Genomic DNA, 26,928 nt, shown 5'->3' with positions numbered 1-26,928 from the left:
GTTGAAGGACCTGACTCGAAATGCGGGCAGGACCGGAGAAGGCGCCATGGCAAATAAACAGCGGCAGTACGCAAGGGTCACGCACCCTTCCGAGTCTTGCACCCCGGCACGCGCCGAGGCGGAAGCACTGACTTGCAGCGCGCAGTTATTTGCTAGCGCCTTGTCACCTTCCGGAAGTGTCAAGAAGTCAATGAAACGACACTGGCGTTGAGCCATGGGCCCAGCCCGGACAACGTTATAGAGAAACTAGAAGCTACAAACCCCACCGCTTCGTCTTTGCCTCGTTCAACTACGAGCGAGGCGGGACTTGAAAGTGGGGATGCGAGGAAGAGGTAAGCGTGGCGGGACAGAAGATCCGCATCAGGCTCAAGGCCTACGACCACGAGGCGATCGACGCATCTGCGAAGAAGATCGTTGCTACGGTCACCCGCACGGGTGCCCGCGTCGTTGGACCGGTGCCGTTGCCCACCGAAAAGAACGTGTACGCCGTTATTCGTTCTCCCCACAAGTACAAGGACTCTCGCGAGCACTTCGAGATGCGCACTCACAAGCGCCTCATCGACATTCTCGATCCGACGCCGAAGACCGTTGACGCGCTCATGCGCATCGACCTTCCGGCAAGCGTCGACGTGAACATCCAGTAAGCAAGAGATCCCCAAAACGTTCAGTAGTGGAGAACTAATACATGTCTGAGAACCAGATCAAGGGCATTCTGGGTAAGAAGCTCGGCATGACCCAGGTCTTCGACGATGAGAACCGCGTAATCCCGGTGACCGTCGTCGAGGCTGGGCCGTGTGTGGTCACCCAGATCCGTACCAAAGAGACCGATGGCTACGACGCCATCCAGATTGCTTACGGCGACATTGACCCCCGTAAGTCCAAGAAGCCGCAGGCTGGCCACTTCAAGAAGGCTGGCGTGACGCCGCGTCGCGTTGTTGCGGAGATCCGCATGGACGATACCTCCGAGTACGAGGTCGGCCAGGAATACAACGCCACCATCTTCGACGGCGACGTGTTCGTCGACGTCGTCGGCACCACCAAGGGCAAGGGCTTTGCCGGCGCGATGAAGCGCCACGGCTTTGCCGGCCAGGGTGCCGCACACGGTAACCAGGCCTCCCACCGCCGCGTCGGCGGCATCGGTGGCTGTGCTACCCCGGGCCGTGTCTTCAAGGGCAAGCGCATGGCTGGCCGCATGGGCGGTAACCGCGTTACCACCCAGAACCTGAAGATCCAACGCATCGACGGCGACAACAATCTGATCCTGGTCAAGGGTGCAATCCCGGGCGCCAAGGGCAGCGTTGTTACCGTCAAGACCGCAGTGAAGGGCGGTGCTCACGCATGACGAACCTGACGCTTGACGTCCACACCGCTGACGGAAAGACCAACGGTTCCGTAGAGCTTCCGGCAGAACTTTTTGACCGCGAAGCTTCCATCCCGCTGCTGCACCAGGTTGTCACCGCACAGCTCGCAGCAGCTCGTCAGGGAACCCACGCCACCAAGACCCGCGCCGACGTGCGCGGCGGTGGTAAGAAGCCGTTCCGCCAGAAGGGCACCGGCCGTGCCCGCCAGGGTTCCATCCGCGCTCCGCAGTTCACCGGCGGCGGCACCGTTCACGGTCCGCAGCCGCGTTCCTACGCGCAGCGCACCCCCAAGAAAATGATTAAGGCAGCTCTCGTAGGTGCCCTCACCGACCGCGCGCGTAACGCACGCATCCACGTCGTTGAGGACCTGGTCCCGGGCCAGAAGCCCTCGACCAAGTCTGCACGCACCTTCCTGGAGCGCCTGACCGACCGTAAGTCCGTTCTGCTGGTGATCGGCCGCGATGACAACAACTCCCGTCTTTCCGCAAGGAACCTGCCGGGCGTCCACATCATCGAGCCGGGTCAGCTGAACACCTACGACGTGCTCAACGCAGACGACGTGGTCTTCTCGGTCGAGGCACTGCACACCTTCATCAACCGCGACGCGGCACAGGCTACCGCCACCGCTGCGGAGGAGGAGAAGTAAATGGCTAAGACTGTTAACCCGCGCGACATCATCATCGCCCCGGTCCTCTCCGAGAAGACCTACGCGCTGATGGAGCAGAACACCTACACGTTCTATGTCAGCCCGTCTGCTAACAAGACCCAGATCAAGATCGCCGTGGAAGAGATCTTCGGCGTCGACGTCGCTTCGGTGAACACCGCCAACCGTGAGGGCAAGCGCAAGCGCACCCGCACCGGCTACGGCAAGCGCAAGGACACCAAGCGCGCCTACGTCACTCTCCGCGAGGGCAGCGACTCCATCGACATCTTCGGCGGTGCAACCGCCTAACAGCGGCTGCTGCAGAAGACACCGATAGAAAAGGACACACTATGGCTATTCGTAAGTACAAGCCGACAACTCCGGGTCGCCGTGCCAGCTCCGTTTCCGAGTTCGACGAGATCACTCGCTCGACCCCGGAAAAGTCGCTGCTGCGCCCGCTCCCGAAGAAGGGTGGCCGTAACACCCACGGCCACATCACCACTCGTCACCGCGGCGGCGGCCACAAGCGTCGCTACCGCGTCATCGACTTCCGCCGTTCCGACAAGGACGGCGTGCTGGCAAAGGTCGCTCACATCGAGTACGACCCGAACCGCACCGCAAACATTGCACTGCTCCACTACTACGACGGTGAGAAGCGCTACATCATTGCGCCGAAGGGCCTGAAGCAGGGCACCGTGATCGAGTCGGGCGCTAACGCGGACATCAAGGTTGGCAACAACCTTCCGCTGCGCAACATCCCGACCGGTACCACCATCCACGCTGTGGAGCTCAAGCCCGGTGCTGGCGCCAAGCTTGCCCGTTCCGCTGGTTCTTCGATCCAGCTGCTGGGTAAGGAAGGCTCCTACGCCGTGCTGCGCATGCCGTCCTCCGAGATCCGTCGCGTGGACATCCGCTGCCGCGCAACGGTGGGCGAGGTTGGCAACGCCGACCAGATCAACATCCGTTGGGGCAAGGCCGGCCGTATGCGCTGGAAGGGCTGGAGGCCCACTGTCCGCGGTGTTGTCATGAACCCGGTCGACCACCCGCACGGTGGTGGTGAGGGTAAGACTTCCGGTGGCCGTCACCCGGTTTCCCCGTGGGGCCAGAAGGAAGGCCGTACCCGCAACCCGAACCGTTACTCCAACAACATGATCGTGCGCCGTCGTCGCTCGAAGAACAAGAAGCGCTAAGAGGAGGTAAACAGACATGCCACGCAGCCTGAAGAAGGGCCCGTTCGTCGATGAGCACCTCCTCAACAAGGTGGATGCTCAGAACGAGGCCGGCACCAAGCAGGTCATCAAGACCTGGTCCCGCCGCTCGACCATTCTCCCCGATTTCATCGGACACACTTTCGCCGTCCACGACGGCCGTAAGCACGTCCCGGTGTTCGTCGACGAGTCCATGGTCGGTCACAAGCTCGGCGAGTTTGCACCAACCAAGACCTTCAAGGGTCACGTCAAGGTAGAGAAGGGACGTCGATAAGCAATGGCTGACACAATCACCACTGCATCCGCGACGGCCAAGTTCGTCCGCACTTCCCCGATGAAGGCCCGCCGCGTGCTGGCCCTCGTCCGCGGTAAGTCCGTATCTGAGGCACTCGCCATCCTGAAGTACGCGCCGCAGGCAGCGTCCAAGGATGTTGCGAAGGTTGTTGCTTCCGCAGCCGCCAACGCCGAGAACAACTTCGGTCTGGACCCGCGCACGCTCGTCGTGTCCGAGTGCTGGGCCAACGAAGGCCCCACCATGCGTCGCTACCAGCCGCGCGCCCAGGGCCGCGCCTTCCAGATCCGGAAGCGCACGTCCCACATCACCGTCGTTGTCGAGTCCAAGGAAGGGGCTAAGTAATGGGCCAGAAAATTCACCCACACGGCCTGCGCCTGGGTATCACCGCTGACTACAAGTCCCACTGGTACGCCGACAAGAACTACGCAGACTACGTCCACGAGGACATCAAGATCCGCGAATTCCTGTCCAAGGGTCTCGAGCGCGCCGGCATCGCCGACGTCAACATCGAGCGCACCCGCGACCGCGTCCGCGTCGACATTCACACCGCCCGCCCGGGCATCGTGATTGGCCGCCGCGGTGCTGAGGCTGACCGCATCCGCCGCGAGCTGGAGAAGCTCACCGGCAAGATGGTCGCCCTCAACATCCTCGAGGTCAAGAACGTTGACGCCAACGCGACCCTCGTTGCACAGTCCATCGCTGAGCAGCTGGTCAACCGCGTTGCGTTCCGTCGCGCAATGCGCAAGGCTATCCAGTCCGCAATGCGCAACCCGCAGGTCAAGGGCATCAAGGTGATGACCTCTGGCCGTCTGGGTGGCGCTGAAATGTCCCGCGTCGAGCGCTACCACGAAGGCCGTGTGCCGCTGCACACCCTGCGTGCGGAGATCGACTACGGCACCGCAGAAGCCCACACCACCTTCGGCGTCATCGGCGTCAAGGTCTGGATCTACAAGGGCGACGTTGTTGGCGGTGTCCGCGAGTCCGAGCTCAACGCTCCGTCCAACGAGCGCCGTGGCCGCGGCGACCGTCGCCCGCGTCGCGGCGGCCAGCGCCGCCAGCGCGCCGAGAAGAAGCAGGAGGGCTAAACACATGCTTATCCCTAAGCGCGTGAAGTACCGCCGCCAGCACCGCCCGAACCGTCGTGGCGTGTCCAAGGGCGGGAACACCATCAACTTCGGTGACTGGGGCCTGCAGGCACTCGAGCCGGCCTACATCACCAACCGTCAGATTGAGGCATCCCGTATTGCCATCAACCGCCACGTCAAGCGTGGCGGCAAGGTCTGGATCAACATCTTCCCGGACCGCCCGCTGACCCAGAAGCCGCTCGGCGTGCGTATGGGTTCCGGTAAGGGCCCGGTGGAGAAGTGGGTTGCCAACGTGAAGCCGGGTCGCATCCTTTTCGAGATGTCCTACCCGAATGACGAGGTTGCCATCGAGGCTCTGCGCCGTGCGGCTGCGAAGCTTCCGTGCAAGACTCGCATCATCAAGAAGGAGGACCAGTACTAATGGCGAACGGTACCCCCGCATCTGAGTTCCGCGAACTCACCGATGAAGAGCTGAAGAGCCGCCTGTCCGACGCGAAGGAAGAGCTGTTCAACCTGCGCTTCCAGCTCGCGACCGGCCAGCTGACCAACAACCGCCGCATCTCCACCGTGAAGCGCGACATCGCACGCATCTACACCGTGCTGCGCGAGCGAGAGCTCGGCCTGTCCGTCGTCCCGGGAGCTGAGGCTTAATCATGAGTGAGGCAAACGTGACTGAACAGAACACCCAGAAGGCAGTGCAGAAGCGCCGCCGCGGCTACGTCGTGTCCGACAAGATGGACAAGACCATCGTTGTTGAGGTCGAGGACCGCAAGTCCCACGGCCTGTACAGCAAGATTGTCCGCACGACCAACCGCGTCAAGGCTCACGACGAGGACAACACCGCCGGCGTCGGCGACCTGGTCCTCATCGAGGAGACCCGCCCGCTGTCCAAGGACAAGCACTTCCGTCTCGTCGAGATCGTCGAGAAGGCTCGCTAGTCCCTAGCGGACCCCGCACCAGCCGCACCCTCTCCAAGGGGGTGCGGTTTTTGCATGCTTATCGACGCCACCGTGGCGGGCAAGTAGGCGTCGATAGGCATCTGCCCGGGCGCGGTACTACAGTGTGAACGTTGCTGACCTCGAGACCAGGAGGACCTGATGCCTGTGGAAACGCTGACCGCCCAGACCGGCGAGCGCTACGCGCCCCGGCCAACAGTGTGGGAGGCGCTGCGAACGCCGCGGATCCTGAGCAAGGAGGTGCTGGCCGGGCTCGTCGTGGGCCTGGCGCTGATTCCGGAGGCGATCAGCTTCTCCGTGATCGCGGGCGTGGACCCCAAGGTGGGGCTGTACTCGTCGTTCATCATGGCGACGGTCACGGCGATAGTTGGCGGCAGGCCGGCCATGATCTCGGCGTCGACCGGCGCGGTCGCACTCGTGGTCGCGCCACTCGTGCGCGCGCACGGCTACGACTACCTGCTGGCCACGATCATGCTCGCCGGCGTGTTCCAGATTGTGCTGGCGCTGCTCGGGGTGGCCAAACTGATGCGATTCATTCCGCGCAGCGTCATGGTGGGCTTTGTGAACTCGCTGGCCATCATGGTCTTTTCGGCGCAGCTGCCCGAGCTGTTCGGCGTCCCCGCCGCCGTCTACCCGCTCGTCGCACTCGGCCTGGTCATCGTGATTGCCATGCCGCGCATCACGGAAGCGGTGCCGCCGCCGCTCGTGGCCATCGTGGTGGTCAGCGCGGTAGTGATCGGGTTTGGCATCGACGTGCCAACCGTGGGGGACCGCGGCGAGCTACCGCGCTCCCTGCCGCACATGGTGCTGCCGCAGATCCCGTGGGAACTGGACACGCTCAAGGTGGTGGCCCCGTACGCGCTGGCGGTGGCGCTGGTGGGGCTCATGGAGTCGCTGCTGACGGCGAAACTCATCGATGAGATCACGGATACCCACTCCAACAAGACCCGCGAGGGGATCGGGCAGGGGGCCGCGAACATGGTCTCCAGCCTCTTCGGCGGCATGGGCGGCTGCGCGGTCATTGGGCAGTCCATGATCAACGTCAAGGCGTCGGGCGCGCGCACCCGCGTGTCCACCTTCCTCGCCGGCGCGTTCCTGCTTGGGCTGATGCTGCTGCTCAATGAGCTGGTCGGCCAGATCCCCATGGCAGCGCTCGTGGCCGTGATGATCATGGTGGCCATCGGCAGTTTTGACTGGCACTCGGTGCGCCCGTCCACGCTGCGCAAGCTCCCGCTGTCTGAGACGGTCATTATGGCGCTTACCGTGGTCGTGGTGATCCTGACGGGCAACCTGGCCATCGGCGTGGTGGTCGGCGTGCTCACGGCGTCCGTGGTGTTCGTGCGTAACGTGGCGCACCTGGTGGAGGTCACCCGCGAGGAGGTTGACGGTGAGGCGCGCTACGCGGTGCGCGGCCAGCTCCTGTTCGCGTCTTCGAACGACTTGACCACGCTGTTTCGGTACTCCGCCGACCCGGAACGGGTGGTGGTGGACCTCAGCGAGGCCACCCTGTGGGATGCGTCCACGATCGCTGCGCTGGATTCCATCGAGCAGCGCTACGCCCAGTACGGGAAGACGGTGACCTTCGTGGGGATGGGCGAGCGTTCGAGCGCGTTCCACGGGAAATTGACTGGCGTGATGGGGTAGGGGCGCGGGGATATCGGCGAACGGGCTGGTGGGGGTGAAGCCACCGCGCACCGCTTTTTAGCCGGTACGATCGGGGGTAATTGGCGCAGCCGCGCCGCCCCTACTGCAAAGGACGGTTTTATGAGTACGCAGACCACCCATGCCGAGATTCTGGTCGTGGGCTTTGGCATGGTTGGGCACCGTTTTGCCCAAGAGCTTTCGGCGCGGCGTCCGGACGCGCAGATCACGGTGATCAACCGTGAGACCGAGGATTACGCCTACGACCGCGTGCAGCTGTCCAGCTACGTGGGCAACTGGGACCGCGAGGCGCTCTACCTCGACCGTCTCCCGGAAAATGTCACCGTGGTGCCAGGACGCGCGGTGTCGATCAAGCCTGAGGCGAAGGAGATTGTGCTTGACGACGGCCGCGTGTTCGCATACCAAGAGCTCGTCCTTGCCACCGGCTCGCGCGCGTTCGTGCCGCGCCTCCCGGGCAATGAGCTGCCACAGGTGCACGTGTACCGCACGCTCGATGACATGGATGGTATCCGCGCCGCGATCGAGGGCGTGGTGGGCACGCACGGCGAAGCGACCGCCGTGGTGATTGGCGGTGGCCTCCTTGGGCTTGAGGCGGCAGGCGCTGCTCAGCACATGGGCGCGAAAACACACGTGGTGGAGATGGCGCCGCGGCTCATGCCGTTGCAGGTGGATGACGCAGGCGGCGAGATGCTCTCGCAGGCGATCCGCCAGATGGGCGTGGACGTCCACGTAGGCGTGACCAGCCGCTCGATCGAACCGTCGACGCAGCGCGACGGGGCCGTCGTGTTGGACCTGGGCGAAGACGGCCAGATTGAGACCGACCTGGTGATCTTCTCCGCCGGCATCCGCCCGCGCGACACGATGGGCCCGGACGCTGGCCTGGAACTGGGGCCGCGCGGCGGCTTCCTCACCGACCGCCAGTGCCGAACCTCCATCGAGCACATCTCCGCCATCGGCGAGTGCGCAGCGGTGGATGGCAAGACGTACGGACTGGTCGCGCCCGGCAACACCATGGCGGAGATTGTGGCCGCACGCCTGGCGGGGGAGGAAGGTCCTGATTTCGAGGACCCGGATATGTCCACCAAGCTCAAGCTCATGGGCGTGGACGTCGCCTCCTTCGGCGACGCGTTCAATGCCGACGAGGGCCACAAGGAGCTGCACATTCAGGACCCGGTCTCGGGCGTGTACAAGAAGCTCATCCTGGATGCGGAAGGCAAGCGCCTCATCGGTGGCATCCTGGTTGGCGAGGCCTCAAACTACTCGATGCTGCGCCCGATGGTTGGCTCCGAGCTACCGGGCGACCCTGTCAGCCTGATTGCCCCCGAGTCTGGGGCGGGGACCACCGCCATTGGTGCAGGCGACCTCCCGGACGCAGCGCAAATCTGCTCCTGTAACAACGTATCCAAAGGCGACGTACGCGCGGCAATTGGCCAGGGGTGCCATTCTGTAGAAACGCTCATGGGCGCGACCCGCGCCGGTACTTCGTGCGGGTCCTGTATCCCGCTGCTCAAGGGCATTTTGGAAGCCGAAGGCATTGAGCAATCGAAGGCTGTGTGCCCCCACTTCCAGCAATCGCGCGCCGAGCTGTTCGAAATCGCCCGCTCCACCGGTATTACGGACTTCCCGACCTTCATTGAGCGCTTCGGCACCGGCGGTGGTTGCGAGGTGTGCAAGCCAACGTTCGCAAACATTGTGGCGTCCATGCACACCGAAAATCACGTGCTCGATGGGGCGACCGCCGGCCTGCAGGATACGAACGACCGCATGTTGGGCAACATGCAGAAGAACGGGACCTATTCCGTGATCCCGCGCCAGCCGGCAGGCAACGTGACCCCGGCACAGCTGCAGGAGATGGGGCGCATCGCTGAGGACTTCGGCCTCTACCTCAAAATCACCGGTGCCCAGCGTATCGCCATGTTCGGCGCGCGCACCGAAGATCTGCCTGAGATCTGGCGCAGACTGATCGACGTGGGGATGGAGTCCGGTCAGGCGTACGGCAAGTCCCTGCGCGCGGTGAAGTCCTGCGTGGGCACGGACTGGTGCCGCTACGGACAGCAGGACTCGGTGGCTATGGCAATCAATTTGGAGTTGCGCTACCGAGGCCTTCGCTCCCCGCACAAGCTGAAGATGGGCGTGTCGGGTTGTGCCCGCGAGTGCGCGGAGGCGCGAGGCAAGGACATCGGTGTGATCGCCACCGAGCAGGGGTGGAACCTCTATGTGGGAGGCAACGCGGGCGCTACGCCGCGCCAGGCACAACTGTTGGCCAAGGACCTCACCGACGAGACCCTGATCCGTTACATCGACCGCTACTTGGCCTTCTACATCCGCAACGCCGATCGCCTGCAGCGCACCGCCGCCTGGCAGGCGGAGGTCGAGGGGGGTCTCGACCACATCCGGGACGTGGTGGTGGATGACTCGTTGGGTATCGCCGATGACCTGGAGGCGTTCATGGACCACCACGTAGCGAACTACTCGGACGAGTGGCAGGACGTGCTGAATGATCCGGAGAAGCTGAAGCGCTTCGTGTCCTTTATTAATGCGCCGGGTACCCCGGACCCCACCGTGCAGTTTGAAGAGCACCCGCAAGGTGGTCGAAAGGTCCCGTTGATGACCCCGACCGTTGGCGCTGCCAACTAGCCAGTGTGAATCACTAGAGATTGGGAGAAAAATGACAGACACAGTGATTTGTGCACTGAAGGACCTTTCGGTGGGCGTGGGCGCTGCGGCGCTGCTGCCCGGCGAGACGCAGGTAGCGGTGTTCCGACTCCGCACCGTCGACGGCGAGCAGCTGTACGTGGTGGACAACATCGATCCGTACACGGGTGCCGGCGTGCTCTCGCGCGGTATCGTGGGGGAGGTCGATGGGCGCCCCACGATTGCTTCGCCGTTGCTCAAGCAGAGGTTCTATCTTGACGACGGTGCATCGTTGCAGGGAGACAACCACACCATCACCACGTACGCGGTCCGGGTGGACGGCGAGGGCGACAACGCAAAGGTTGTCGTATCCAATTAAGCGCGCGCGAACTCGGAGCAATGGTGTACCCCGTGTATTCTGGTCGCTATGTGTGGAATCGTTGGATATATTGGTGACCCCGCGTCGGGCGAGCACGACGCCCTGGGCGTGATTATTGAAGGTTTGCGCAGGCTGGAGTACCGAGGGTACGACTCAGCTGGCGTCGCCGTGATGAGCGGCAACGCTATCGAGCACCGCAAGAAGGCGGGCAAGGTCGCAGACCTGGAGGCGGAGATTGAAAAGGCCCCGCTCCCGGGCTCCAACCTGGGCATTGGCCACACCCGCTGGGCCACGCACGGCGGCCCGACCGACGCGAACGCGCACCCGCACGTAGTGGGCAACGGCCGCCTCGCGGTGGTGCACAACGGCATCATTGAGAACTTCGCCTCCCTGCGCCACGAGCTGGAGGAGAAGGGCCACACCTTTATTTCCGAGACCGATACTGAGGTCGCCGCGACCGTCCTGCTCGATGTCTACGACAACGAGGCTGACGGCGACCTGACCAAGGCGATGCAGATCACCGCGAACCGCCTCGAGGGTGCCTTCACCCTGCTGGCCATCCACGCGGATCACCCGGACCGCATCGTCGCTGCGCGCCTGAACTCCCCGCTGGTCATCGGCCTGGGCGAGGACCGCAACTTCCTCGGTTCCGATGTTTCCGGCTTCATCGAGTTCACCCGCGACGCGGTGGAGATGGACAACGGCCAGATTGTCACCCTGACGGCGCACGATTACGAGATCACCTCCTTCGACGGCGAGCAGGCCGAGGGCAAGCCGTTCCGCGTTGAGTGGGACGTCACCGCAGCGGAAAAGGGCGGCTACAACTCCTTCATGGAGAAGGAGATCCACGACCAGCCGTCGGCAGTCCGCGACACGCTCTACGGTCGTTTCAACGAGGAGGGTGCCCTGACGCTGGACGAGCTGCGTATCGACGAATCGCTGCTCCGCTCCATCAACAAGATCATCATCGTCGCCTGCGGCACCGCCTCCTACGCGGGCCAGGTCGCGCGCTACGCCATCGAGCACTGGTGCCGCATCCCCACGGAGGTGGAGCTCGCGCACGAGTTCCGCTACCGCGACCCGATCGTCAACGAGCAGACCCTTGTGGTCGCCGTGTCCCAGTCCGGCGAGACCATGGACACCCTGATGGCCGTGCGCCACGCCCGTGAGCAGGGTGCGAAGGTCATCGCGATCTGCAACACCGTCGGTTCCTCCATCCCGCGCGAGTCCGACGCGGTCCTGTACACCTACGCCGGCCCGGAGATCGCCGTGGCGTCCACCAAGGCGTTCATCTCCCAGATCGTGGCGTCCTACCTGCTCGCCCTGTACCTGTCCCAGGTGCGCGGCGACAAATACGCGGACGAGATCCGCGGCGTGGTGGATGAGCTGCAGGCCATGCCGGACAAGCTGCAGAAGGTCCTGGACAACGAGGACCAGGTCAAGCAGCTGGGCAAGGACCTGGCAAACGCCAAGTCGGTGCTGTTCCTGGGTCGCCACGTGGGCTTCCCGGTCGCGCTCGAGGGCGCGCTGAAGCTCAAGGAGGTCGCGTACCTGCACTCGGAGGGCTTCGCCGCCGGCGAGCTCAAGCACGGCCCGATCGCGCTCGTGGAGGAGGGGCAGCCGGTGTTCATCATCGTGCCCTCCAAGCACTCGCGCAATAACCTCCACGCCAAGGTCGTCTCCAACATCCAGGAGGTCCGCGCCCGCGGCGCCGTGACCATCGTGATCGCGGAGGAGGGCGACGAGGACGTCAACCAGTACGCCAACGAGGTCATCCGCATTCCGGAGTCCGCCGGCCTCATGCAGCCGATCCTGTCCACGGTGCCGCTGCAGATCTTCGCCTGCGCCGTTGCGGAGGCCCGCGGCCTGAACGTGGATCAGCCGCGCAACCTGGCCAAGTCTGTGACTGTGGAGTAACACGCTTCAGCCAAGCGGGCCGGTGGTGGGCAGGATGTGTCTGCTACCGGCCCGCTTTTTCGTGCCCGGCGAGCGCGAAAACCGCCGCCCCAACCGTTATCTCTGCAGGAACGCTTCCACCTCGTCCAGTGTGGGTGTGTCCGCGCCCGTGCGCGAGACCGTCAGGGCCGCTGCGTGGGATGCGAAGGTGAGGATGTGGGACCACTCGTTATCGGTGAGCGCGAGCAGCCCGTCGCGGTCAAGGCCGCGGTGCTGGAATTGGTAGACAAGTGCGGCCATGATGGTGTCGCCGGCACCGATGGTGTCCGCGACCTGCACCTTTGGTGCTGTGATGGTGAGCGTACCGAAGGGCGCGCGCACGCGGATGCCGTCGCTGCCGAGCGTGGTCACCACCACGGGCACATGGGAGGTGTCGCCGAGGAAGTCGACTTCTTCGTCCGAGAGTTTGAGCACGGTGACGTTGTCGAGCATGCCGCGTAGGAAGAGGCGGTGTTTTTCGGAGGCGAAGGCGGGTCGGATGTTGGGGTCGAGGCAGACCACTGCGCCGTTGCGGGCGGAGGCGGCCGCGGCTTCGGCGTAGCGCAGCGACGCCGGCTCGAGTGCCAGGGAGAGCGTGCCGAAGACGGCGAAGCCGGCGTCAACCGGCTGCGGGGTGGCGAGGCGGTCTGCGGTGCCGTCGACGTAGAAGGTGTAGGTGGCAGCCCCGTCCGGGTTCAGGGCCGTCACGGCCAGGGTGGTGGGTTCGGGGCCGGTGGTGCAGTGGGTGAGGGTGACGTGGGCGTCGATAAGCGACTGCTCGAGCGCGCGACCGAACGCATCGCGCGACAACCTGGATTTAAAGGCGACGTCGGCGCCGAAGCGGCCGAGCGCGCGGGCCACGTTGAAGGGGCCTCCGCCGAGCGCCGGTTGGAGCGGGGCGAGCGGGTCGGGGGAGGTGGGCACGAGGTCGACGAGCGCTTCGCCGTACACGGTAATCATGCTTCTCACCGTAGACTATGGCTATGACGTATCGGCCGAAGTTTCACCTCACCCCGCCGCAAGGGCGCCTGAACGACCCGAACGGACTGACCCTGATCGGCGACGAGCTGCACGTGTTCTACCAGCACGACCCGTCGTTTCCCCGCACCCCGAAGCGCACCGGCTGGGGGCACGCGGTGACCCGGCTAGATGACGGTCGCTTTTACCACCTGCCGGACGCGCTGTACCCGGACTTTCCCTACGACGCGAACGGCTGTTACTCGGGCTCGGCGGTGGTGCACGAGGGGCACATGCGGCTGTTTTACACCGGCAACCTCAAGGCTGACGGCGAGCGTGTGACCAGCCAGAACATCGTGGATGTGGAGGATGTGCAGGGCCCGCTCGGCGGGGTGTATCACCGTCGCGCCGACAACCCGGCGATCGAGGGGTTCCCGGAGGGCTTTACCCCCGACTTCCGCGACCCGCATGTCACGCAGGCGCCGGATGGGTCGTGGCGCATGGTTATCGGCGCGCGCCGCGAGAACAACACCGGCGCGGTGGTGGTGTACACCTCGCAGGACTTGGATACCTGGGAGCTTGCGGGCCCGCTCGAGTTCGTGGGCCTGGACTACAACACCGCGTCGGCCTACATGTGGGAGTGCCCGAATCTGCTTCGCATGGAGGATCGCGCGACCGGCGAGGTGCTCGATGTGCTGGTGTTTTGCCCGCAGTTCCCGGATTCGGATGAGTGCGGCTACGTCGTTGGTCGCCTCGACGGGCTGACCTTCGAAGTGGTCACGGGCTTCACGCCGCTCGATTATGGCCACGAGTTCTACGCCCCGCAGCTGGTCAGCCTTGGCGCCGGCGCGCTCATGCTCGGGTGGATGGGCCTCCCCGCGCGCGACGACACGCCCACGTTTGCTGCGGAGGGCTGGGTGCATCAGCTCACGCTACCCAGGGAGCTCTCGCTTATCGACGCCACGTTGCACACCACCCTCCGCCTCCCCAGAGACCAGGACGAAATGCTGGTGTCGCGCCAAGCGCTGGATGCGACACCGCAGACACTGGAGCTGGTTGACGTGGAGGGCAACGTGGGCGCGACCGTCGCGTGGGCGCCGCAAACAGACGGCGACGGTGGGCAAGCCACCGTGCGCGGCACGCTCTCGGTGACCGTCGACGGCCTGATGCGCTGGGCGGAATGCGGCGCGGGCGAGCTCGTGTGCACCGCCGACGGCTCGGCGCTAGAGCTCACTGCCGGCGGCGGGGAGGTTGCGTTCTCCTCCGCAGTGTTCGCGCCAAACGGAAACGAGTGGGCATCCTTCCAGCTCGCGTAGCCCCGGATGGGGGATTCTTGCGGTAGGGGATCGGAGGTCACACCTTTTGCGTGGTTGACTGGAAGGGACCCTTATTTTTACAGGTGAGCAGGGGTAATCCGGGGTGGTGCCCGCCGCCCCACCTCCTGCCGGAAAGGATCTCTCCATGGATCACACTGCTGTGGCGAAACGGGTGCTGGAGGGGGTGGGCGGCGAAGACAATATTGTTGGCGTTGCCCACTGCGCCACCCGTTTGCGCATGGTGCTCAAAGACTCGAACAAGGCGGACACCGCCGCGTTAGACGATGACCCGGACCTCAAGGGCACGTTTGAAACCGGTGGGATGTTCCAGATCATCGTCGGACCCGGCGACGTCGACCTGGTGTTCAAGGAACTCGACGCTACCACGAGCAAAAACATCGCCGTCTCCACCGAGGAGTTGAAGTCGGTCGCGGCGAACCAAGGCAACTGGTTTACCCGGTTCATCAAGGTGTTCTCGGACATCTTCGTGCCACTGATCCCCATCCTGGTGGGCGGCGGTTTGCTCATGGCCCTTAACAACGTGCTCACCGCCGAGGGGCTGTTTGGCGACGACTCGTTGGTGGCCATGTTCCCGGCCATCGAGGGCCTCACCCAAATCATTAACGTGCTGTCATCGGCGCCGTTCGCGTTCCTGCCGGTGCTGGTCGGGTTCTCGGCAACGAAGCGATTCGGCGGCAACGAGTATCTGGGCGCTGGTATCGGCATGGCGATGGTGCACCCGGAGCTGGTCAACGGCTACGACGTGGCGACCGCGATGGCGGACGGTTCCATGTCGTACTGGGACCTGTTCGGGTTCCCGGTCGCACAAGCCGGCTACCAGGGCGCGGTGCTACCGGTACTGGCTGTGGCGTGGATTCTCGCCACGGTGGAGAAATGGTTCCACAAGCGCCTGAAGGGCACGGTCGACTTCCTGGTCACCCCGCTGGCAACGCTGTTGATCACCGGCTTCATCACCTTCATCGCGGTCGGCCCGGCGGTGCGCTGGCTGGGCGACCTGCTCATCCACGGCTTGGCCAACCTGTACGAGGTCGGCGGCCCGATCGGCGGGTTGCTCTTCGGCTTGGTCTACTCGCCGATTGTGATCACGGGTCTGCACCAGTCCTTCCCGCCGATCGAGTTGGAGCTGTTTAACCAGGGCGGTTCCTTCATCTTCGCCACCGCGTCGATGGCGAATATCGCGCAGGGCGCGGCGGCGCTGGCCGTGTACTTCCTCACCCGCAACGCCAAGCTCAAGGGCCTTGCGGGCTCATCGGGTATTTCGGCCGTGTTCGGCATTACTGAGCCTGCGATCTTCGGCGTGAACTTGCGGTTGCGCTGGCCGTTTTATGTGGGGATGGGCGCGGCGTCGATAGGCGCAATGCTCATCGCGCTTTTCGACGTGAAAGCGATGGCCCTCGGAGCCGCGGGCTTTATCGGAGTGGTGTCCATGCGAGCAAGCGACATGGGGACCTTCCTCATCCTCGCGGTGGTGACGTTCGTGCTCGCATTCGGCGCGGCATATGGCTACGGTCGCTACCTCGTGCAAAAGCACGGTTCCATCGACCCCGACGTGCCCGACGCCCCATCTGACGGGACAGCAGAGGGCACGGCAGCCTCGGCTGCGCTCGTGGCGCCGTCGGCTGATGCGCTGCGCGTGGTCTCCCCGCTCGAGGGGGAGGCGCGGGCGCTTTCGAGCGTGAGCGACCCGATGTTTGCGCAGGGCAAGCTTGGCGACGGCATCGCGGTCGTACCGAGGGTCGGTGAGTTGCGCGCACCGCTCGACGGCAAAGTGGCAGTGACGTTCCCCTCCGGGCACGCCTACGCCATTCGCGGCACGGGCAGCGACGGCAAACCGGTTGACGTGCTCATGCACATCGGATTCGACACTGTCAACCTCAAGGGCGAGCACTTCACCGCGCACGTGCAAAAAGGCGACGAGGTACGCGCGGGTGATCTGCTTGCCACCTTTGATATCGACGGCATCACCGACGCCGGCTACGAGGTCACTACCCCGATCGTGGTGTCCAACACCAAGCGCGTCGGTGCGATCAACCCCGCGACAGCGCTACCGGGCGAGCTCACTTTTGGGCAGCCGTGCTTTAACGTAGAACCCAAGCCGGCTACGCCGGCCGCAACAACCCCGGGAGTGCACAAGGAGTAAACGAGTATGGAACCGGTCAGCGCGCTGCTGCTGTTTGTCATGGCGATAATGGCGGGGGCGATCAACTCCGCGGTGGGCTCCGGTTCCTTGCTCACGCTTCCAGTGCTCATGGCGCTGGGGCTACCGCCCGGCGTCGCCGTGCGCACCAACACCACCGGCATGGTGTTCGCGTCGTTCGGCTCGGTGATGGGCTATCGCAAGGAGATCAAAAAGGAGCTCCCATATCTCGCGCCCATGGTGGTCGTGACCATCCTCGCCTCGGCGACCGGCTCGCTCCTGTTGTTGTCGTCGCCGTCGAGCACGCTGGATTTTGTCGTGCCGGTGCTCATCGTGGTGGCGCTGCTCATGGTGATTTTCCAGCCGAGGCTCACCGCGTGGCTCGGGCAGCGAGCTGCGGCGGGTGCACCGGGGGAGCCGGGCGGTGCTGTTGGCCAGGCGTGGAAGCGCCCCCAGCTGATCGCGCCGATGGGGGCCGCCGCGGTCTACGGGGGCTACTTCACCGCCGCGCAGGGGATTTTGTACATGGCCATTATGTCCGTGGCGACGGGGCGTTCGCTCAAGGACGTCAACCCGGTGAAGAACTTCTTGTCCCTGTTTGTCAACATCACCGCGGCGCTGGTGTACCTCGTTGCGTGGGCGTTCTTCGGGGCGGAGATTGTGTGGCTCGGGGTGCTCATCGTCGCCGCGGGCGGCCTGATCGGCGGCGTGGGCGGATCGCAAATAGCAAAGCGCCTTCCAAACTCCGTACTGCGCGGCATCATCGTCGTGGTGGCGTTGGTGGCGCTTGTGCGGCAGTTTGTGTAGGCGCTTGGGAAAGGGGCGCATCCGCGCCCCGGGGGAGAGTACTTAGACCGTCTTGTGGCCGATTGGGAAGCTGCGCAGCGGGGAGACGCCGCGGTTGAGCCAGGCGTAGACGCCGCCCATGATGAGGCCGCCGCCGACGTAGTTGCCCAGCCAGACGAACAGCCAGTTGGACAGGCCGTTGGCCAGGGTGAAGCCCTCGAAATGCTCCGGGCCGATGCCGTAGCCGGAGAGGGAGAAGATGACGAAGGACGCGATGGAGTGCTCGTAGCCCATCGCCGCGAAGGACGGGATGACCAGCACGATGGCGATGAGCTTCGCGCTAAAGTCCTTTCCGGCCTGGACTGCCATGAGGATGCCGATGTTCACCACGGCGTTCGCGAAGATGCCCTCCAGGAAGAGGTGCGCCGGGTCCTTGGCCAGCTTGCCCGCGGTGGCGCCGTAGAGGAAGTTCTCTGCGGTGACGGTGTCGAACGCGGTCGTCTTGGTGATGAAGTACGCGGTGATCAGGACGCCGAGCAGGTTGAACAGCGTGCACACGACGACGGCGAAGAACGCTTTGAACCCGGGGACGCGACCGGTGATGGTGCCGTAGGTGGCGTACATCATATTGCCGGTGGCCAGCTCGGCACCGAGGACGATGATGATGTAGAGGGCGGTTGCGAAGATCGGGGCGAAGACATACTTACCGAAGCCGGGGAGCTGGGCCTCGACCGAGGTCGCTGCGACAGCGGCGAACGCGGTGATGATAGTGAGGAACATGCCGGCGAGCATGGAACGTACGGCGAACTTGGGGAGTTCGTGGGTGAAAAGGTACGCCTTAAAGCCGATTGATTCGGCCAATGTGCTGTCGAAGTTCATAGGTAACACCATACGTGGTTTAAGCTGCGCAATGCTAATTCTGCGCAGGTGATCCTCGCCACCGTGCCCCCGCTATTGCCCCCCCGTTGCGGGCATGGCCGAGAACCGGGAGGATCGGCGCCGCGACAATGGTACCGGATTTGGATTTCGGGCGCATATCGTGCTTTAATACTGCAGTTGTCTCTCGCTGGTCGGGTTATAAGCGCGTTTCCGAGCTGAAAAACCGAGACCCTTCGACACCAGCTTGCGGCTTAAGGGCCGGGGCGGTGTTCGTCGATAAGCGAAGGCATGCAAGTAAGCACATGACCACGTGCGTACAGGACGGAAATCTGACGCACATCGATCCAGGTCAGGAGACCAACTGTGATTCAGCAAGAATCGCGTCTGAAGGTCGCCGACAACACTGGTGCACGCGAACTGCTGTGCATCCGCGTTCTCGGCGGTTCTGTTCGACGCTTCGCCGGCATCGGCGACACGATCGTCGCCTCTGTGAAGGAAGCTACCCCGGGTGGCAACGTCAAGGAGGGTGAGGTTGTCAAGGCCGTCATCGTCCGCGCCACCAAGGAGACCCGTCGTCCGGACGGCTCCTACATCTCCTTCGACGAGAACGCTGCCGTTCTGATCAAGAACGACACCGAGCCGCGCGGTACCCGTATCTTCGGCCCCGTTGCTCGCGAGCTGCGCGACAAGAAGTTCATGAAGATTGTTTCTCTCGCACCGGAGGTGATCTAACTTATGAAGATCAAGAAGGGCGATATGGTCCAGGTCATCTCTGGCAAGGACAAGGGCGCGCAGGGCAAGGTCATCGAGGCCTACCCGAAGCGTGACAAGGTCCTCGTCGAGGGCGTGAACCGTGTGAAGAAGCACGTTGCAAACTCGTACAACGAGCGCGGCGCCGAGTCCGGCGGCATCGTCACCCAGGAAGCACCGATCCACGTGTCCAACGTGATGGTTCTGGATTCCGACGGCAACCCGACTCGCGTCGGCTACCGTTTTGACGAGGACGGCAACAAGGTCCGCGTAGCCAAGTCGAACGGGAAGGACATCTAGCATGAGCGAGAACTACACCCCGCGTCTGAAGACCCGCTACCAGGACGAGATCCGCACCCAGCTGAACGAGAAGTTCAGCTACGACAATGTCATGCAGATCCCGGGCCTGACCAAGATTGTTGTCAACATGGGTGTTGGCGACGCCGCGCGTGACTCCAAGGTCATCAACGGCGCACTCGAGGACCTCACCGCGATCACCGGCCAGAAGCCGCAGATTCGTCGCGCGAAGAAGTCCATCGCTAACTTCAAGCTCCGTGAAGGCATGCCGATCGGCGCGAAGGTCACCCTCCGCGGCGACCGCATGTGGGAGTTCCTGGACCGTCTCCTGACGGTCGCGCTTCCGCGTATCCGCGACTTCCGCGGCCTGAACGACAAGCAGTTCGACGGTGCAGGTAACTACACCTTCGGCCTGACCGAGCAGACCATGTTCTACGAGATCGACATTGACAAGATCGATCGCGTCCGCGGCATGGACATCACCGTCGTCACCACCGCGACGAACGACGACGAGGGTCGCGCGCTGCTGACGCACCTCGGCTTCCCGTTCGCCGACAAGGACGGCAAGATGAAGCGCGCATAAGCGCTTGCTTGATCGCTTGACGACGATGCCCCCGGCTTGGAGCCGGGGGCATTTTCGCGTTGGTGGGGTGGCAGCGCATTGGGAGGGCGCCTACTGGGTGTGAGAGATTTCTGACGTTTCCCGGAGGGGCGCCGCGTTTCACCAGGTGGCGCGGTCTAGGCCGTTGGCTGCGCGGGAAATTTTACGCATTTTCGTCATTCGGGGGCGCCCCAAGAGACGCGACAAAGCGCCCGCCGCGGGGGGGAGAGCGCGCCGCCTACCCGCGGGCGAGCGACACCCGGTCGGCGAAGCGGGCGTAGTCCTCGCGGATCTGGCCGAGCGGTGCCACCACGGTGTCCTCGCTGGCCACGGCGATCTCTCGCCGCAGCGCCGCCTTCGTGCGCCTGCGCACCCCGGAACCGAGCACCCCGCCGAACACGGCACTGACCAGGCCGATCACCAGCCCGGTGAGCAGCCCCGCCATGATGAGGAGGGTGGGGATGGGCCAGCCCTCGACGTCCGGGACCAGGTCGCCGCCGAGCAGCGGCGTAAGGACGCCGGGGACGAGGGCGACAAGCAAGTACCAGAGGACGCCGACGAGCGCGGCGACGAGCGCGAGCCACTGGATCAAGGTGAGGAGCGACCACGCCTTCGACGGTTGCGCCGGGACGCGCGTGCGGGCGACGGCGCGGTCGAGCTCCGCGGGGAGTTGCTCGGCGACCCCACCGGCCCGATCCGACACGGCGGCGGCCCACTGGGGCGGCAACCCCTGCGACACCGCCTCCGCGTACTCGCGCACGCCCCGGTTGGACACCGCCTTCGAGGCGGCGTCCAGTTCCGGGAGGGAGGAGCGGTGAACGCCGAGCTCGTCGGCGTCGTCACGCACGCCCATCCGTCTGAGCGGGTCCGGCCGGAAGCGGGTGATCCAGGAGGTTAGCAGCCAGCCGGTGCGCTCGTGCAGGCGCTTGCGGTACGCCGCGGCGGCCTTGTCGGCGATGCGGTCGGCGCTCGTCGCCTCGGCGAGCGTGGCGTCCATGTCGCGCTTCGCGTGCTTGTCCGGCCGCGATTGCTTCTCCTGCTTGGCCAGCTGCTTGCCGGAAGCGGCCGGGATGAGGTCCGCGGTGGCGGAGTGGATGTCGGCCTCGATGCGGGCGGACTGCGCCGTGTGGGCGCGGGCGACGCGGGTGATAGCGTCGCGTAAGTTGTCCAGGCCAGCGCCGGTCCGGGTGGAGGTGGGGATGACGTGGGCGTTGGAGAGGCCGTCGTCAAGCAAGAGGCCCTTGAAGGAGGCGCTGACGGTGGGGATGTCGCCCTCGGCCAGCAGATCCGACTTGTTCAGCACCGCGAGGGTCACCGCGGCGTGGTCCGCGTGGGGGCGGATGAACTGCTCGTGGATGACGCTGTCGGCGTACTTTTCGGGGTCAGACACCCAGACGAGGACGTCGACCTGGCCGGCGAGCCGCTCCGCGATCTCCCGGTTGGAGGCCTCAACGGAGTCGAAATCGGGCAGGTCAAGCAGGATGAGCGGGCCCGCGCCGGAGGCGAACTCGCCGCTGCGGGCGCGGCGGTCTTCTACGCCGAGCCAGTCGAGCAGCTCCTCGGAGCCGGCGGGCTCCCAGATCGCGGCGAGCGGGGAGGAGGTGGTGGGGCGGCGCGCGGCGGCCTTGCCCAGGTCCTCGCCGACAATGGCGTTGAACAGCGAGGTCTTGCCCGAGCCAGTCGCGCCGAAGAAGCCGACGACGGTGTGTTCGGCGGACAGGGCGCGTCGTTCAGCGCCGGCGCGGGCGACCTTCTCGAGGCGCTCGCGCTGCGCGGGGGAGAGGTAGGGGTGGCCGATCTCCGCGGCCTGCCCGAGCGCGTCGAGCCGCTCTCCGAGCGGTGCCTTCGAGCTAAACAGCGCCATCGGTGCCCCCGTCCTGCCCGTCCGGGCGCGTGAACGTGCCGCGCAGCTGGTCCAGGAGGCCGCGCAGCTTCGAGTCGGCCTCGCCGGAGCTTTGTTGCTTGTCGACGCCACCCTCACCGCCCGCAACCGCCGGGAGGTTCGCCGGGGCGGGCAGGGCCTCCGGGAAGCGGACGCTGGCCTGCGCGCGGGCCTGGCCTGCCGCCTCGCGCAGCTGGTCCGCGGTGGCGCCACGGTGCAGCGGGGCGGTGACGTCGCGGTAGCGGTTGCGCTCGGCCTCCATGAGCGCCTCGAGACGCTCGTTGAGGTCGGCCTTCGCCTCGGCTGCCATGCGGCGCACCGTGTCCTCGCCGAAGATGGTTTCCAGCATCTTCTGTCCCACCACTGCGGAGCCGCCGGCGATGGCGACCTCGCCGCCGGTGAGTCCCGCGGTAGAGGCGAACACGACGAGCATCAGCGCGACGGTGAGGACGTTGAGGCCCAGCGACATCGCGCGGGCCCGCTGGCGTTTCTGGCCGGCGGTGTCCTGGATTCGCTCCAGCATGGCCTGCTGCCAGTCGCGGACGAGGCGGGCCGCGTCGTCGGAGACGGTGGCGCTGGCGCGGGCCAGCGAGGGGTCCGCCTGAGCGCGCAGCTCCGGGGCGACCGTGCCGACGTGGGACCAGGAGCGTGCGGCGGCGGTCTCGGCGGCGTCGATAAGCACTGCGTGCAGCCCGGTTTCAATCTCCGTTTCCACCTCGCGCAGCGGGGCGGGTTGGCCCGTGAAGAAGCTGCCCACCTTGTCTACTGCCTGGGAGAACCAGCGCTCGACGCCGCGGAAGACGTCCGAGGTGCCCACGACGTCCTGCCAGCGGTCCATGACCTCGGTGCGCAGGAGCTTGCCGTCGCTGGTCGCCTCGATGACGTGCTGGCTGGCGGCGCGGTACTGCTCTGAAACCGCCGCGTCCAGCTGGTTCGCAAACGCCTCCTGCTGCCCGCGGGCAGCAGTGAGCTTGTCGACGCGCCCGAGCGCCCCCGCCAGCGCACCCGCGACCGTCTTGCCGGCCACGTCGCGGCGGGCCGCGGTGTCGTTGGCCAGGGTGGACAGGTAGTCGCGCAGCGGGGCTACCACCTCGTTGGGCAGGAACTCGTCCGTGCCGGTGACGAAGGGGACGGTGAACACCGTCGCGCTCGTCAGCCCGGCCTGGTCCATCATGCGGCGCAGGTCCGCGGGGACGGTCTCGGCGGAGGACTCGTCGAGGCGGTTGAGCACCACGACCACCTCGATGCCGCGGCCGGCGGCGTCGTTGAGGAAGTTCCACACCAGTTGGTCCGCGTAGCGCGCGGGCGTGGTGACGAAGATCCACAGGTCCGCGGCCGCCAAGAGCTGGGAGGCCAGGGCCCTGTTGTGGTCGTCGATAGAGTCGAAATCGGGGGCGTCGACGAGCGCGAGGCCCTCGGGGATCTGTTCGGTGCGCACGATGCGCAGCGTGGTGGACTGCTCGTCGCCGGCGCCGTGGGAGCGGGCGAGGCCGGGCAGGACCTCCGGGGAGTTGAACCAGTCCGCGTTGGCGGGGTTGGCCACCAGGATCGGCTGGCGTGTGGTCGGGCGGATCACGCCCGGGTTGGATACGTGCTCCTGCAGGACCCCGTTGACCAGCGTGGACTTGCCGGATCCGGTAGAGCCGCCGATGACGGCCAGCAGCGGCGCGTCGAGGTTGCTCAGGCGGGGCAGGATGTAATCGTCGAACTGGTTGACCACGGCGCGGGCGTCGGCGGCTGCGGCGCTGTCGGTGGGGACGTCGGTGTCGGCGACCGCATCGCGGAGGTCACGGACGGCGCCGAGCAGAGCGGCGGCATCCGTCCCGTCGGCGGGAGCGGGGGAGTGGGGTGTATTCACGCCCACCATCTTGGCACAACCTTGGCGTGACGCCGGGTGCGCTGCCGGTGCTTTTGGGCTACTGCAGGTCGAAGTCGGTGACGCGCGCGACGTCGCGGGGGTCCTGCTTGAAGGCGATGCCGAGACGGTTGTAGCTGTTCACGCTCACAATTCCCACGATGAGCGCGCGGGTGACTTCCTCTCCGAGGGCGTCCAGCGCGCGGTTCCACAGGTCGTCCGGGAGGGAATCGGGGGCGTCATCGAGCTCGGTGATCGTATCGGCGAGCTCGAGGATGAGCGCCTCGGTCTCGCTGAACTCGCTGGCGTGGCGGGTCCACTGCTCGACCTTGAGGATGTAGTCCTCGCTCCAACCGTGCTCGCGGGCATTGCGACGGTGGATGGCCGTGCAGACCGTGCAGCCGTTGATGGCGGTGGCGCGGACGGCGGCGAGGTGCCCGAAATCGGGGTCGAGTTTCTCCCGCATGTACTGCATGGGCGGGTAGAACATGTCGATGATCTCTTGGGGGACTTCGCGCGCGGTCATGCTGGGGATCATACCGAAGCGAGGGTGCCGGCGTACAGGTTAAAGTGACGGTCCCTGACAAAGCCTGCGAGCGCCATGTTGGTCTCGCGCGCCAGCTCCACTGCCAGCGACGACGCGGCGGAAACCGCCACCAGCGCGGGGAATCCCGCCATGGCCGCCTTTTGGACGAGCTCGAACGAGGCGCGCGAGCTCATCACCAGCACCATGCCGTCCGCGGGGAGGCGGCCCTCCAGCAGCAGGTGGCCGATGACCTTGTCCGCGGCGTTGTGGCGGCCGATGTCCTCGCGCACGACGATCGGGTTGCCCGCAAGGTCGAACGCGCCCGCGGCGTGGATCCCGCCTGTCTTTCTGAACTGCTTCTGCTCCGCGCGCAGCGCGTCGGGCAGCGTCACCACGAGCTCTGGGTCTAGCTCGATCGGGGTGATGGGCATGTGGACTTTGTGCAGCAGCTCGCTAATAGACTGCGTGCCGCAGACACCGCACGCGCTGGTAGTGGGGGTGAGACGGATGAACTCCGGCGTGACCGGCTTTGCCGTCTCGGCGAGCTCCAAGTCAAGCAGGTTATAGGTGTTCTCGCCGCCAGATCCGACGGCGCCTGCACAGTAGCGGGCCGTGCGCACATCCTGCGGCGCGGTAATCAGGCCTTCCGCGTAGCACCAGCCGTGCGCGAGCTCCACGTCGTGGCCCGGGGTGCGCATTGTGGTGGTGAGCGTCTCCCCGCCGGCGCGGATCTCCAACGGCTCCTCGGTGGTGACGGTATCCGCGCGGGTGTCTGTGAACACCCGCCCCGCCTGCTCGCCGTCGCCGAGGGTGACCTTGGTGACGGCGAAGCGCTGGTTAATCCTGCTCATCGCCCGCGTGGCTCCCGTCGTTGTTGTCGCTGTTGTCGATGGTGCCGTAGCGCTCGAGCAGCTGCGTGGTCGCCTCAATGAGTTTGCGGGTCGCCGACTCCGTCGCGTCCGGCGTGGCGTCCGGGCCCAGCTGTTGCCCCGCCGCGAGCCCGACAAGAAACGCCGTGGTGGGCGCCGCCGGGCGCGACGGCCCGTTGTGGGCCACAGCGGCGGTGAGGTCCAGCACGTCGCCCACTAGCGAGCGCACCGCCTCGGGCGCGACGCCGAGTTCTTTCGCCACGGCGGCGAGCCATTCGTGGGTGGTGTGCAGTGCATCGTCCTTCGCCATGAGTTCTCCTTTCGGTGTTGGGCCAGGATAGCGCGTTGCGTCAAATGCGGAGCGCGGTCTGGCCATTCGCGGATCCCCAATCGGGTAGCGGAATCAAACGAAGTATAGTAAAAATAACCGTACTGAACAAAATGCACGAAAGGCAATGGCAATGCAAGATAACACCAAGGTGAAAGATCGTGTGCAAAAGCTGCTCAACCAGGCTAAAGATCGCGAGGGGACACCCGAAGGGGACTCGTTTTACGCGAAGGCCTTTGACCTGATGGCCGCGTACGGATTCTCCGAGCGCGACCTGTCGCAGCCGGAAGCGGAAAAGGCCGCGACTTACCGAATCTTTAAGATCGCCGGAACATACACCGATATGCAGGCAAAACTCCTGCTCTGTATCGCGCAGGCGCTGCACTGCGCCGGCTTTTACCAGCGCGTGTACAATTCCACGCGCGTCAACCAGGTCACGGTGTTTGGGCTGGAGAGTCATCTCGAGCGCGTGAGTCTGCTGTACTCCATGCTCCGCGTGGTCATGCTGGGCGGCGCCGGCCAGCTCAGGGCCACGAGTCTTGCGGAATCCATCGTGGTCACCCGTCGCTCGTACATGACGGGCTACGCCATCCGTATCGGCCAACGCCTCGCCGAGGCAGAGCATCGCGTCACCGAGTCATCGAGCGAGTATGCACTGGTGCTTATCGACGATGCCGAGCAGGCCCGCAACGCCCAGGCGGAATTCGCCGCCGCACACGGCCTGTACATCCACGCCGACTCATCGAACCGTTCCTTCGACCCCGCTGCGTACGTCCAGGGGCAGCAAGCGGGCGATGCCTCCGACATTGGGCAGACGCGCGTCGCTCCGCGGCCCGCGTTGCCGTTCTGAAGAGAAGGCTGGGTGGCGGGCGAGTGGGCGTCGAAAAGCGATTTGCCCTGGAAGGGGCGCAAGGTATAGGGTTATCGGTCGGACTTGTGTGAGGAACACAAGCCGAAAGACCAACTGTACATCCAACTTTGTTGCAGGCCCCCCGCCAGAATGCGGACCGCGTGCAAGGGAGGCGGCGAGCGCCCCACGTTACTGAGCGTGGGGAGCGTGAAGTAGCCCCCGACAGACCACACGGCAAACGCGACCTTTCAGGGTCAGGTGGGCTTAGGGAACCGCAACGAGAAAGGAACCGGTCACTCACTATGACCATGACTGATCCGATTGCGGACATGCTGTCCCGCGTGCGCAACGCAAACAATGCGCAGCACGACAGCGTGTCCATGCCGTCCTCGAAGCTCAAGGCGAACATCGCCGAGATTCTAAAGCAGGAAGGCTACATCGCTGACTACAAGGTTGAGGACACCAAGGTGGGCAAGGAACTCACCCTGGACCTCAAGTACGGCCCGACCCGCGAGGCTTCCATCGCTGGTCTGCGCCGCGTTTCCAAGCCGGGTCTGCGCGTGTACGCAAAGTCCACCGACCTGCCGCAGGTCCTCGGAGGCCTGGGCGTGGCCATCATCTCCACGTCCCACGGTCTCCTGACCGACCGTCAGGCCCAAGAGAAGGGTGTAGGCGGGGAAGTCCTCGCTTACGTCTGGTAAAGGGAGGTTGAAAAG

Annotated in this window: 30 protein-coding genes; 23 read left to right on the top strand and 7 right to left on the bottom strand. The window is 65.1% G+C overall.

Annotation, left to right across the window (positions count from 1 at the left end):
- Positions 1 to 338 precede the first annotated feature (338 nt).
- The 15 genes from rpsJ (at position 339) to glmS (ending at position 12,140) form a co-directional block, all read left to right on the top strand.
- Entirely contained in the window at positions 339 to 644 is a 306-nt protein-coding gene (gene rpsJ / locus CKJ84_RS09690) for a 30S ribosomal protein S10 (RefSeq protein WP_038588232.1), read from the top strand.
- 41 nt (positions 645 to 685) lie between these two features.
- Positions 686 to 1,342, top strand: a complete 657-nt coding sequence (rplC, locus tag CKJ84_RS09685) for a 50S ribosomal protein L3 (RefSeq protein ID WP_095277962.1) — start codon at positions 686 to 688, stop codon at positions 1,340 to 1,342.
- Complete coding sequence (rplD, locus tag CKJ84_RS09680) at positions 1,339 to 2,007, top strand: 50S ribosomal protein L4 (protein ID WP_095277960.1); 669 nt, start codon at positions 1,339 to 1,341, stop codon at positions 2,005 to 2,007. Before rplC ends, rplD begins: the two co-directional genes overlap by 4 nt.
- A complete protein-coding gene (rplW, locus tag CKJ84_RS09675; RefSeq protein WP_095277958.1) occupies positions 2,008 to 2,313 on the top strand; it encodes a 50S ribosomal protein L23 in 306 nt (101 codons plus the stop codon).
- Between the two features lie 41 nt (positions 2,314 to 2,354).
- Positions 2,355 to 3,194, top strand: coding sequence for a 50S ribosomal protein L2 (gene rplB / locus CKJ84_RS09670; protein ID WP_095277956.1), 840 nt, complete (start codon positions 2,355 to 2,357; stop codon positions 3,192 to 3,194).
- 16 nt (positions 3,195 to 3,210) lie between these two features.
- Entirely contained in the window at positions 3,211 to 3,486 is a 276-nt protein-coding gene (rpsS, locus tag CKJ84_RS09665; RefSeq protein ID WP_095277954.1) for a 30S ribosomal protein S19, read from the top strand.
- Between the two features lie 3 nt (positions 3,487 to 3,489).
- Positions 3,490 to 3,849 (top strand): 50S ribosomal protein L22, encoded by a 360-nt coding sequence (gene rplV, locus CKJ84_RS09660; protein ID WP_095277951.1) that lies wholly within the window; start codon positions 3,490 to 3,492, stop codon positions 3,847 to 3,849.
- Positions 3,849 to 4,592: a 30S ribosomal protein S3 gene (rpsC, locus tag CKJ84_RS09655; RefSeq protein ID WP_095277949.1), complete on the top strand. Its 744-nt coding sequence runs from the start codon at positions 3,849 to 3,851 to the stop codon at positions 4,590 to 4,592. Before rplV ends, rpsC begins: the two co-directional genes overlap by 1 nt.
- 4 nt (positions 4,593 to 4,596) lie before the next feature.
- Positions 4,597 to 5,013, top strand: a complete 417-nt coding sequence (gene rplP / locus CKJ84_RS09650) for a 50S ribosomal protein L16 (RefSeq protein WP_095277947.1) — start codon at positions 4,597 to 4,599, stop codon at positions 5,011 to 5,013.
- The gene (rpmC, locus tag CKJ84_RS09645; protein ID WP_038588270.1) at positions 5,013 to 5,243 is read left to right on the top strand and encodes a 50S ribosomal protein L29; all 231 of its coding nucleotides are present in this window, start codon (positions 5,013 to 5,015) and stop codon (positions 5,241 to 5,243) included. The genes rplP and rpmC overlap by 1 nt, the downstream gene beginning before the upstream one ends.
- A 2-nt stretch (positions 5,244 to 5,245) precedes the next feature.
- Positions 5,246 to 5,530, top strand: coding sequence for a 30S ribosomal protein S17 (gene rpsQ, locus CKJ84_RS09640; protein WP_095277945.1), 285 nt, complete (start codon positions 5,246 to 5,248; stop codon positions 5,528 to 5,530).
- Between the two features lie 159 nt (positions 5,531 to 5,689).
- Complete coding sequence (locus CKJ84_RS09635; RefSeq protein WP_095546807.1) at positions 5,690 to 7,192, top strand: SulP family inorganic anion transporter; 1,503 nt, start codon at positions 5,690 to 5,692, stop codon at positions 7,190 to 7,192.
- Between the two features lie 120 nt (positions 7,193 to 7,312).
- Positions 7,313 to 9,847, top strand: coding sequence for a nitrite reductase large subunit NirB (gene nirB / locus CKJ84_RS09630; RefSeq protein ID WP_095546806.1), 2,535 nt, complete (start codon positions 7,313 to 7,315; stop codon positions 9,845 to 9,847).
- Positions 9,848 to 9,878: 31 nt separating this feature from the next.
- A complete protein-coding gene (nirD, locus tag CKJ84_RS09625; RefSeq protein WP_095546805.1) occupies positions 9,879 to 10,223 on the top strand; it encodes a nitrite reductase small subunit NirD in 345 nt (114 codons plus the stop codon).
- A gap of 48 nt (positions 10,224 to 10,271) precedes the next feature.
- Positions 10,272 to 12,140, top strand: coding sequence for a glutamine--fructose-6-phosphate transaminase (isomerizing) (gene glmS, locus CKJ84_RS09620; RefSeq protein ID WP_095546804.1), 1,869 nt, complete (start codon positions 10,272 to 10,274; stop codon positions 12,138 to 12,140).
- Positions 12,141 to 12,236: 96 nt separating this feature from the next.
- Here the strand turns inward: glmS and CKJ84_RS09615 are convergent, their stop codons facing one another.
- The gene (locus tag CKJ84_RS09615) at positions 12,237 to 13,118 is read right to left on the bottom strand and encodes a carbohydrate kinase (RefSeq protein ID WP_095546803.1); all 882 of its coding nucleotides are present in this window, start codon (positions 13,116 to 13,118) and stop codon (positions 12,237 to 12,239) included.
- 23 nt (positions 13,119 to 13,141) lie between these two features.
- Here CKJ84_RS09615 and CKJ84_RS09610 point away from each other — a divergent pair, with 23 nt between their 5' ends.
- The 3 genes from CKJ84_RS09610 to CKJ84_RS09600 all read left to right on the top strand — a co-directional run bounded on the left by CKJ84_RS09610 (position 13,142) and on the right by CKJ84_RS09600 (position 17,396).
- Positions 13,142 to 14,431, top strand: coding sequence for a glycoside hydrolase family 32 protein (locus CKJ84_RS09610; protein ID WP_095546802.1), 1,290 nt, complete (start codon positions 13,142 to 13,144; stop codon positions 14,429 to 14,431).
- Positions 14,432 to 14,576: 145 nt separating this feature from the next.
- On the top strand, positions 14,577 to 16,592 hold the full coding sequence (locus CKJ84_RS09605; RefSeq protein ID WP_095546801.1) for a sucrose-specific PTS transporter subunit IIBC: 2,016 nt from the start codon (positions 14,577 to 14,579) through the stop codon (positions 16,590 to 16,592).
- A 6-nt stretch (positions 16,593 to 16,598) separates the two neighbouring features.
- Complete coding sequence (locus CKJ84_RS09600) at positions 16,599 to 17,396, top strand: sulfite exporter TauE/SafE family protein (RefSeq protein ID WP_095546800.1); 798 nt, start codon at positions 16,599 to 16,601, stop codon at positions 17,394 to 17,396.
- A 42-nt stretch (positions 17,397 to 17,438) separates the two neighbouring features.
- Here the strand turns inward: CKJ84_RS09600 and CKJ84_RS09595 are convergent, their stop codons facing one another.
- The gene (locus tag CKJ84_RS09595; RefSeq protein WP_158221603.1) at positions 17,439 to 18,254 is read right to left on the bottom strand and encodes a formate/nitrite transporter family protein; all 816 of its coding nucleotides are present in this window, start codon (positions 18,252 to 18,254) and stop codon (positions 17,439 to 17,441) included.
- 363 nt (positions 18,255 to 18,617) lie between these two features.
- On the opposite strand from CKJ84_RS09595, the gene rplN reads away from it, so the two are divergent.
- The 3 genes from rplN to rplE are packed head-to-tail and all read left to right on the top strand — an operon-like array spanning position 18,618 to position 19,884.
- On the top strand, positions 18,618 to 18,986 hold the full coding sequence (rplN, locus tag CKJ84_RS09590) for a 50S ribosomal protein L14 (protein WP_095277925.1): 369 nt from the start codon (positions 18,618 to 18,620) through the stop codon (positions 18,984 to 18,986).
- A 3-nt stretch (positions 18,987 to 18,989) separates the two neighbouring features.
- Complete coding sequence (rplX, locus tag CKJ84_RS09585) at positions 18,990 to 19,304, top strand: 50S ribosomal protein L24 (protein ID WP_095277923.1); 315 nt, start codon at positions 18,990 to 18,992, stop codon at positions 19,302 to 19,304.
- Position 19,305: 1 nt separating this feature from the next.
- A complete protein-coding gene (gene rplE / locus CKJ84_RS09580) occupies positions 19,306 to 19,884 on the top strand; it encodes a 50S ribosomal protein L5 (RefSeq protein WP_095277921.1) in 579 nt (192 codons plus the stop codon).
- Positions 19,885 to 20,140: 256 nt separating this feature from the next.
- Here rplE and CKJ84_RS09575 read toward each other — a convergent pair whose 3' ends face one another.
- The 5 genes from CKJ84_RS09575 to CKJ84_RS12545 are packed head-to-tail and all read right to left on the bottom strand — an operon-like array spanning position 20,141 to position 25,344.
- Positions 20,141 to 21,766: a GTPase gene (locus CKJ84_RS09575; protein WP_095546799.1), complete on the bottom strand. Its 1,626-nt coding sequence runs from the start codon at positions 21,764 to 21,766 to the stop codon at positions 20,141 to 20,143.
- Complete coding sequence (locus CKJ84_RS09570; protein ID WP_233125648.1) at positions 21,753 to 23,642, bottom strand: GTPase domain-containing protein; 1,890 nt, start codon at positions 23,640 to 23,642, stop codon at positions 21,753 to 21,755. Before CKJ84_RS09570 ends, CKJ84_RS09575 begins: the two co-directional genes overlap by 14 nt.
- A 58-nt stretch (positions 23,643 to 23,700) precedes the next feature.
- Positions 23,701 to 24,165: a carboxymuconolactone decarboxylase family protein gene (locus CKJ84_RS09565; protein WP_158221604.1), complete on the bottom strand. Its 465-nt coding sequence runs from the start codon at positions 24,163 to 24,165 to the stop codon at positions 23,701 to 23,703.
- Positions 24,166 to 24,173: 8 nt separating this feature from the next.
- Positions 24,174 to 25,016 (bottom strand): formate dehydrogenase accessory sulfurtransferase FdhD, encoded by an 843-nt coding sequence (fdhD, locus tag CKJ84_RS09560; protein WP_095546798.1) that lies wholly within the window; start codon positions 25,014 to 25,016, stop codon positions 24,174 to 24,176.
- Entirely contained in the window at positions 25,003 to 25,344 is a 342-nt protein-coding gene (locus CKJ84_RS12545) for a DUF6457 domain-containing protein (RefSeq protein ID WP_233125647.1), read from the bottom strand. The genes fdhD and CKJ84_RS12545 overlap by 14 nt, the downstream gene beginning before the upstream one ends.
- Before the next feature lie 151 nt (positions 25,345 to 25,495).
- Here CKJ84_RS12545 and CKJ84_RS09550 point away from each other — a divergent pair, with 151 nt between their 5' ends.
- Together CKJ84_RS09550 and rpsH are read left to right on the top strand one after the other, a co-directional pair.
- Positions 25,496 to 26,212 (top strand): DUF2786 domain-containing protein, encoded by a 717-nt coding sequence (locus CKJ84_RS09550; RefSeq protein ID WP_095546797.1) that lies wholly within the window; start codon positions 25,496 to 25,498, stop codon positions 26,210 to 26,212.
- 302 nt (positions 26,213 to 26,514) lie between these two features.
- The gene (gene rpsH / locus CKJ84_RS09545) at positions 26,515 to 26,913 is read left to right on the top strand and encodes a 30S ribosomal protein S8 (protein WP_095277910.1); all 399 of its coding nucleotides are present in this window, start codon (positions 26,515 to 26,517) and stop codon (positions 26,911 to 26,913) included.
- Positions 26,914 to 26,928: the final 15 nt, after the last annotated feature.

It is taken from the genome of Corynebacterium sp. NML 120412 (assembly GCF_002285155.1).
GTDB lineage: Bacteria > Actinomycetota > Actinomycetes > Mycobacteriales > Mycobacteriaceae > Corynebacterium > Corynebacterium gottingense.
The sequence above is the reverse complement of the archived record's forward strand: the minus strand, read 5'-3'. Positions and strand labels throughout refer to the sequence as shown.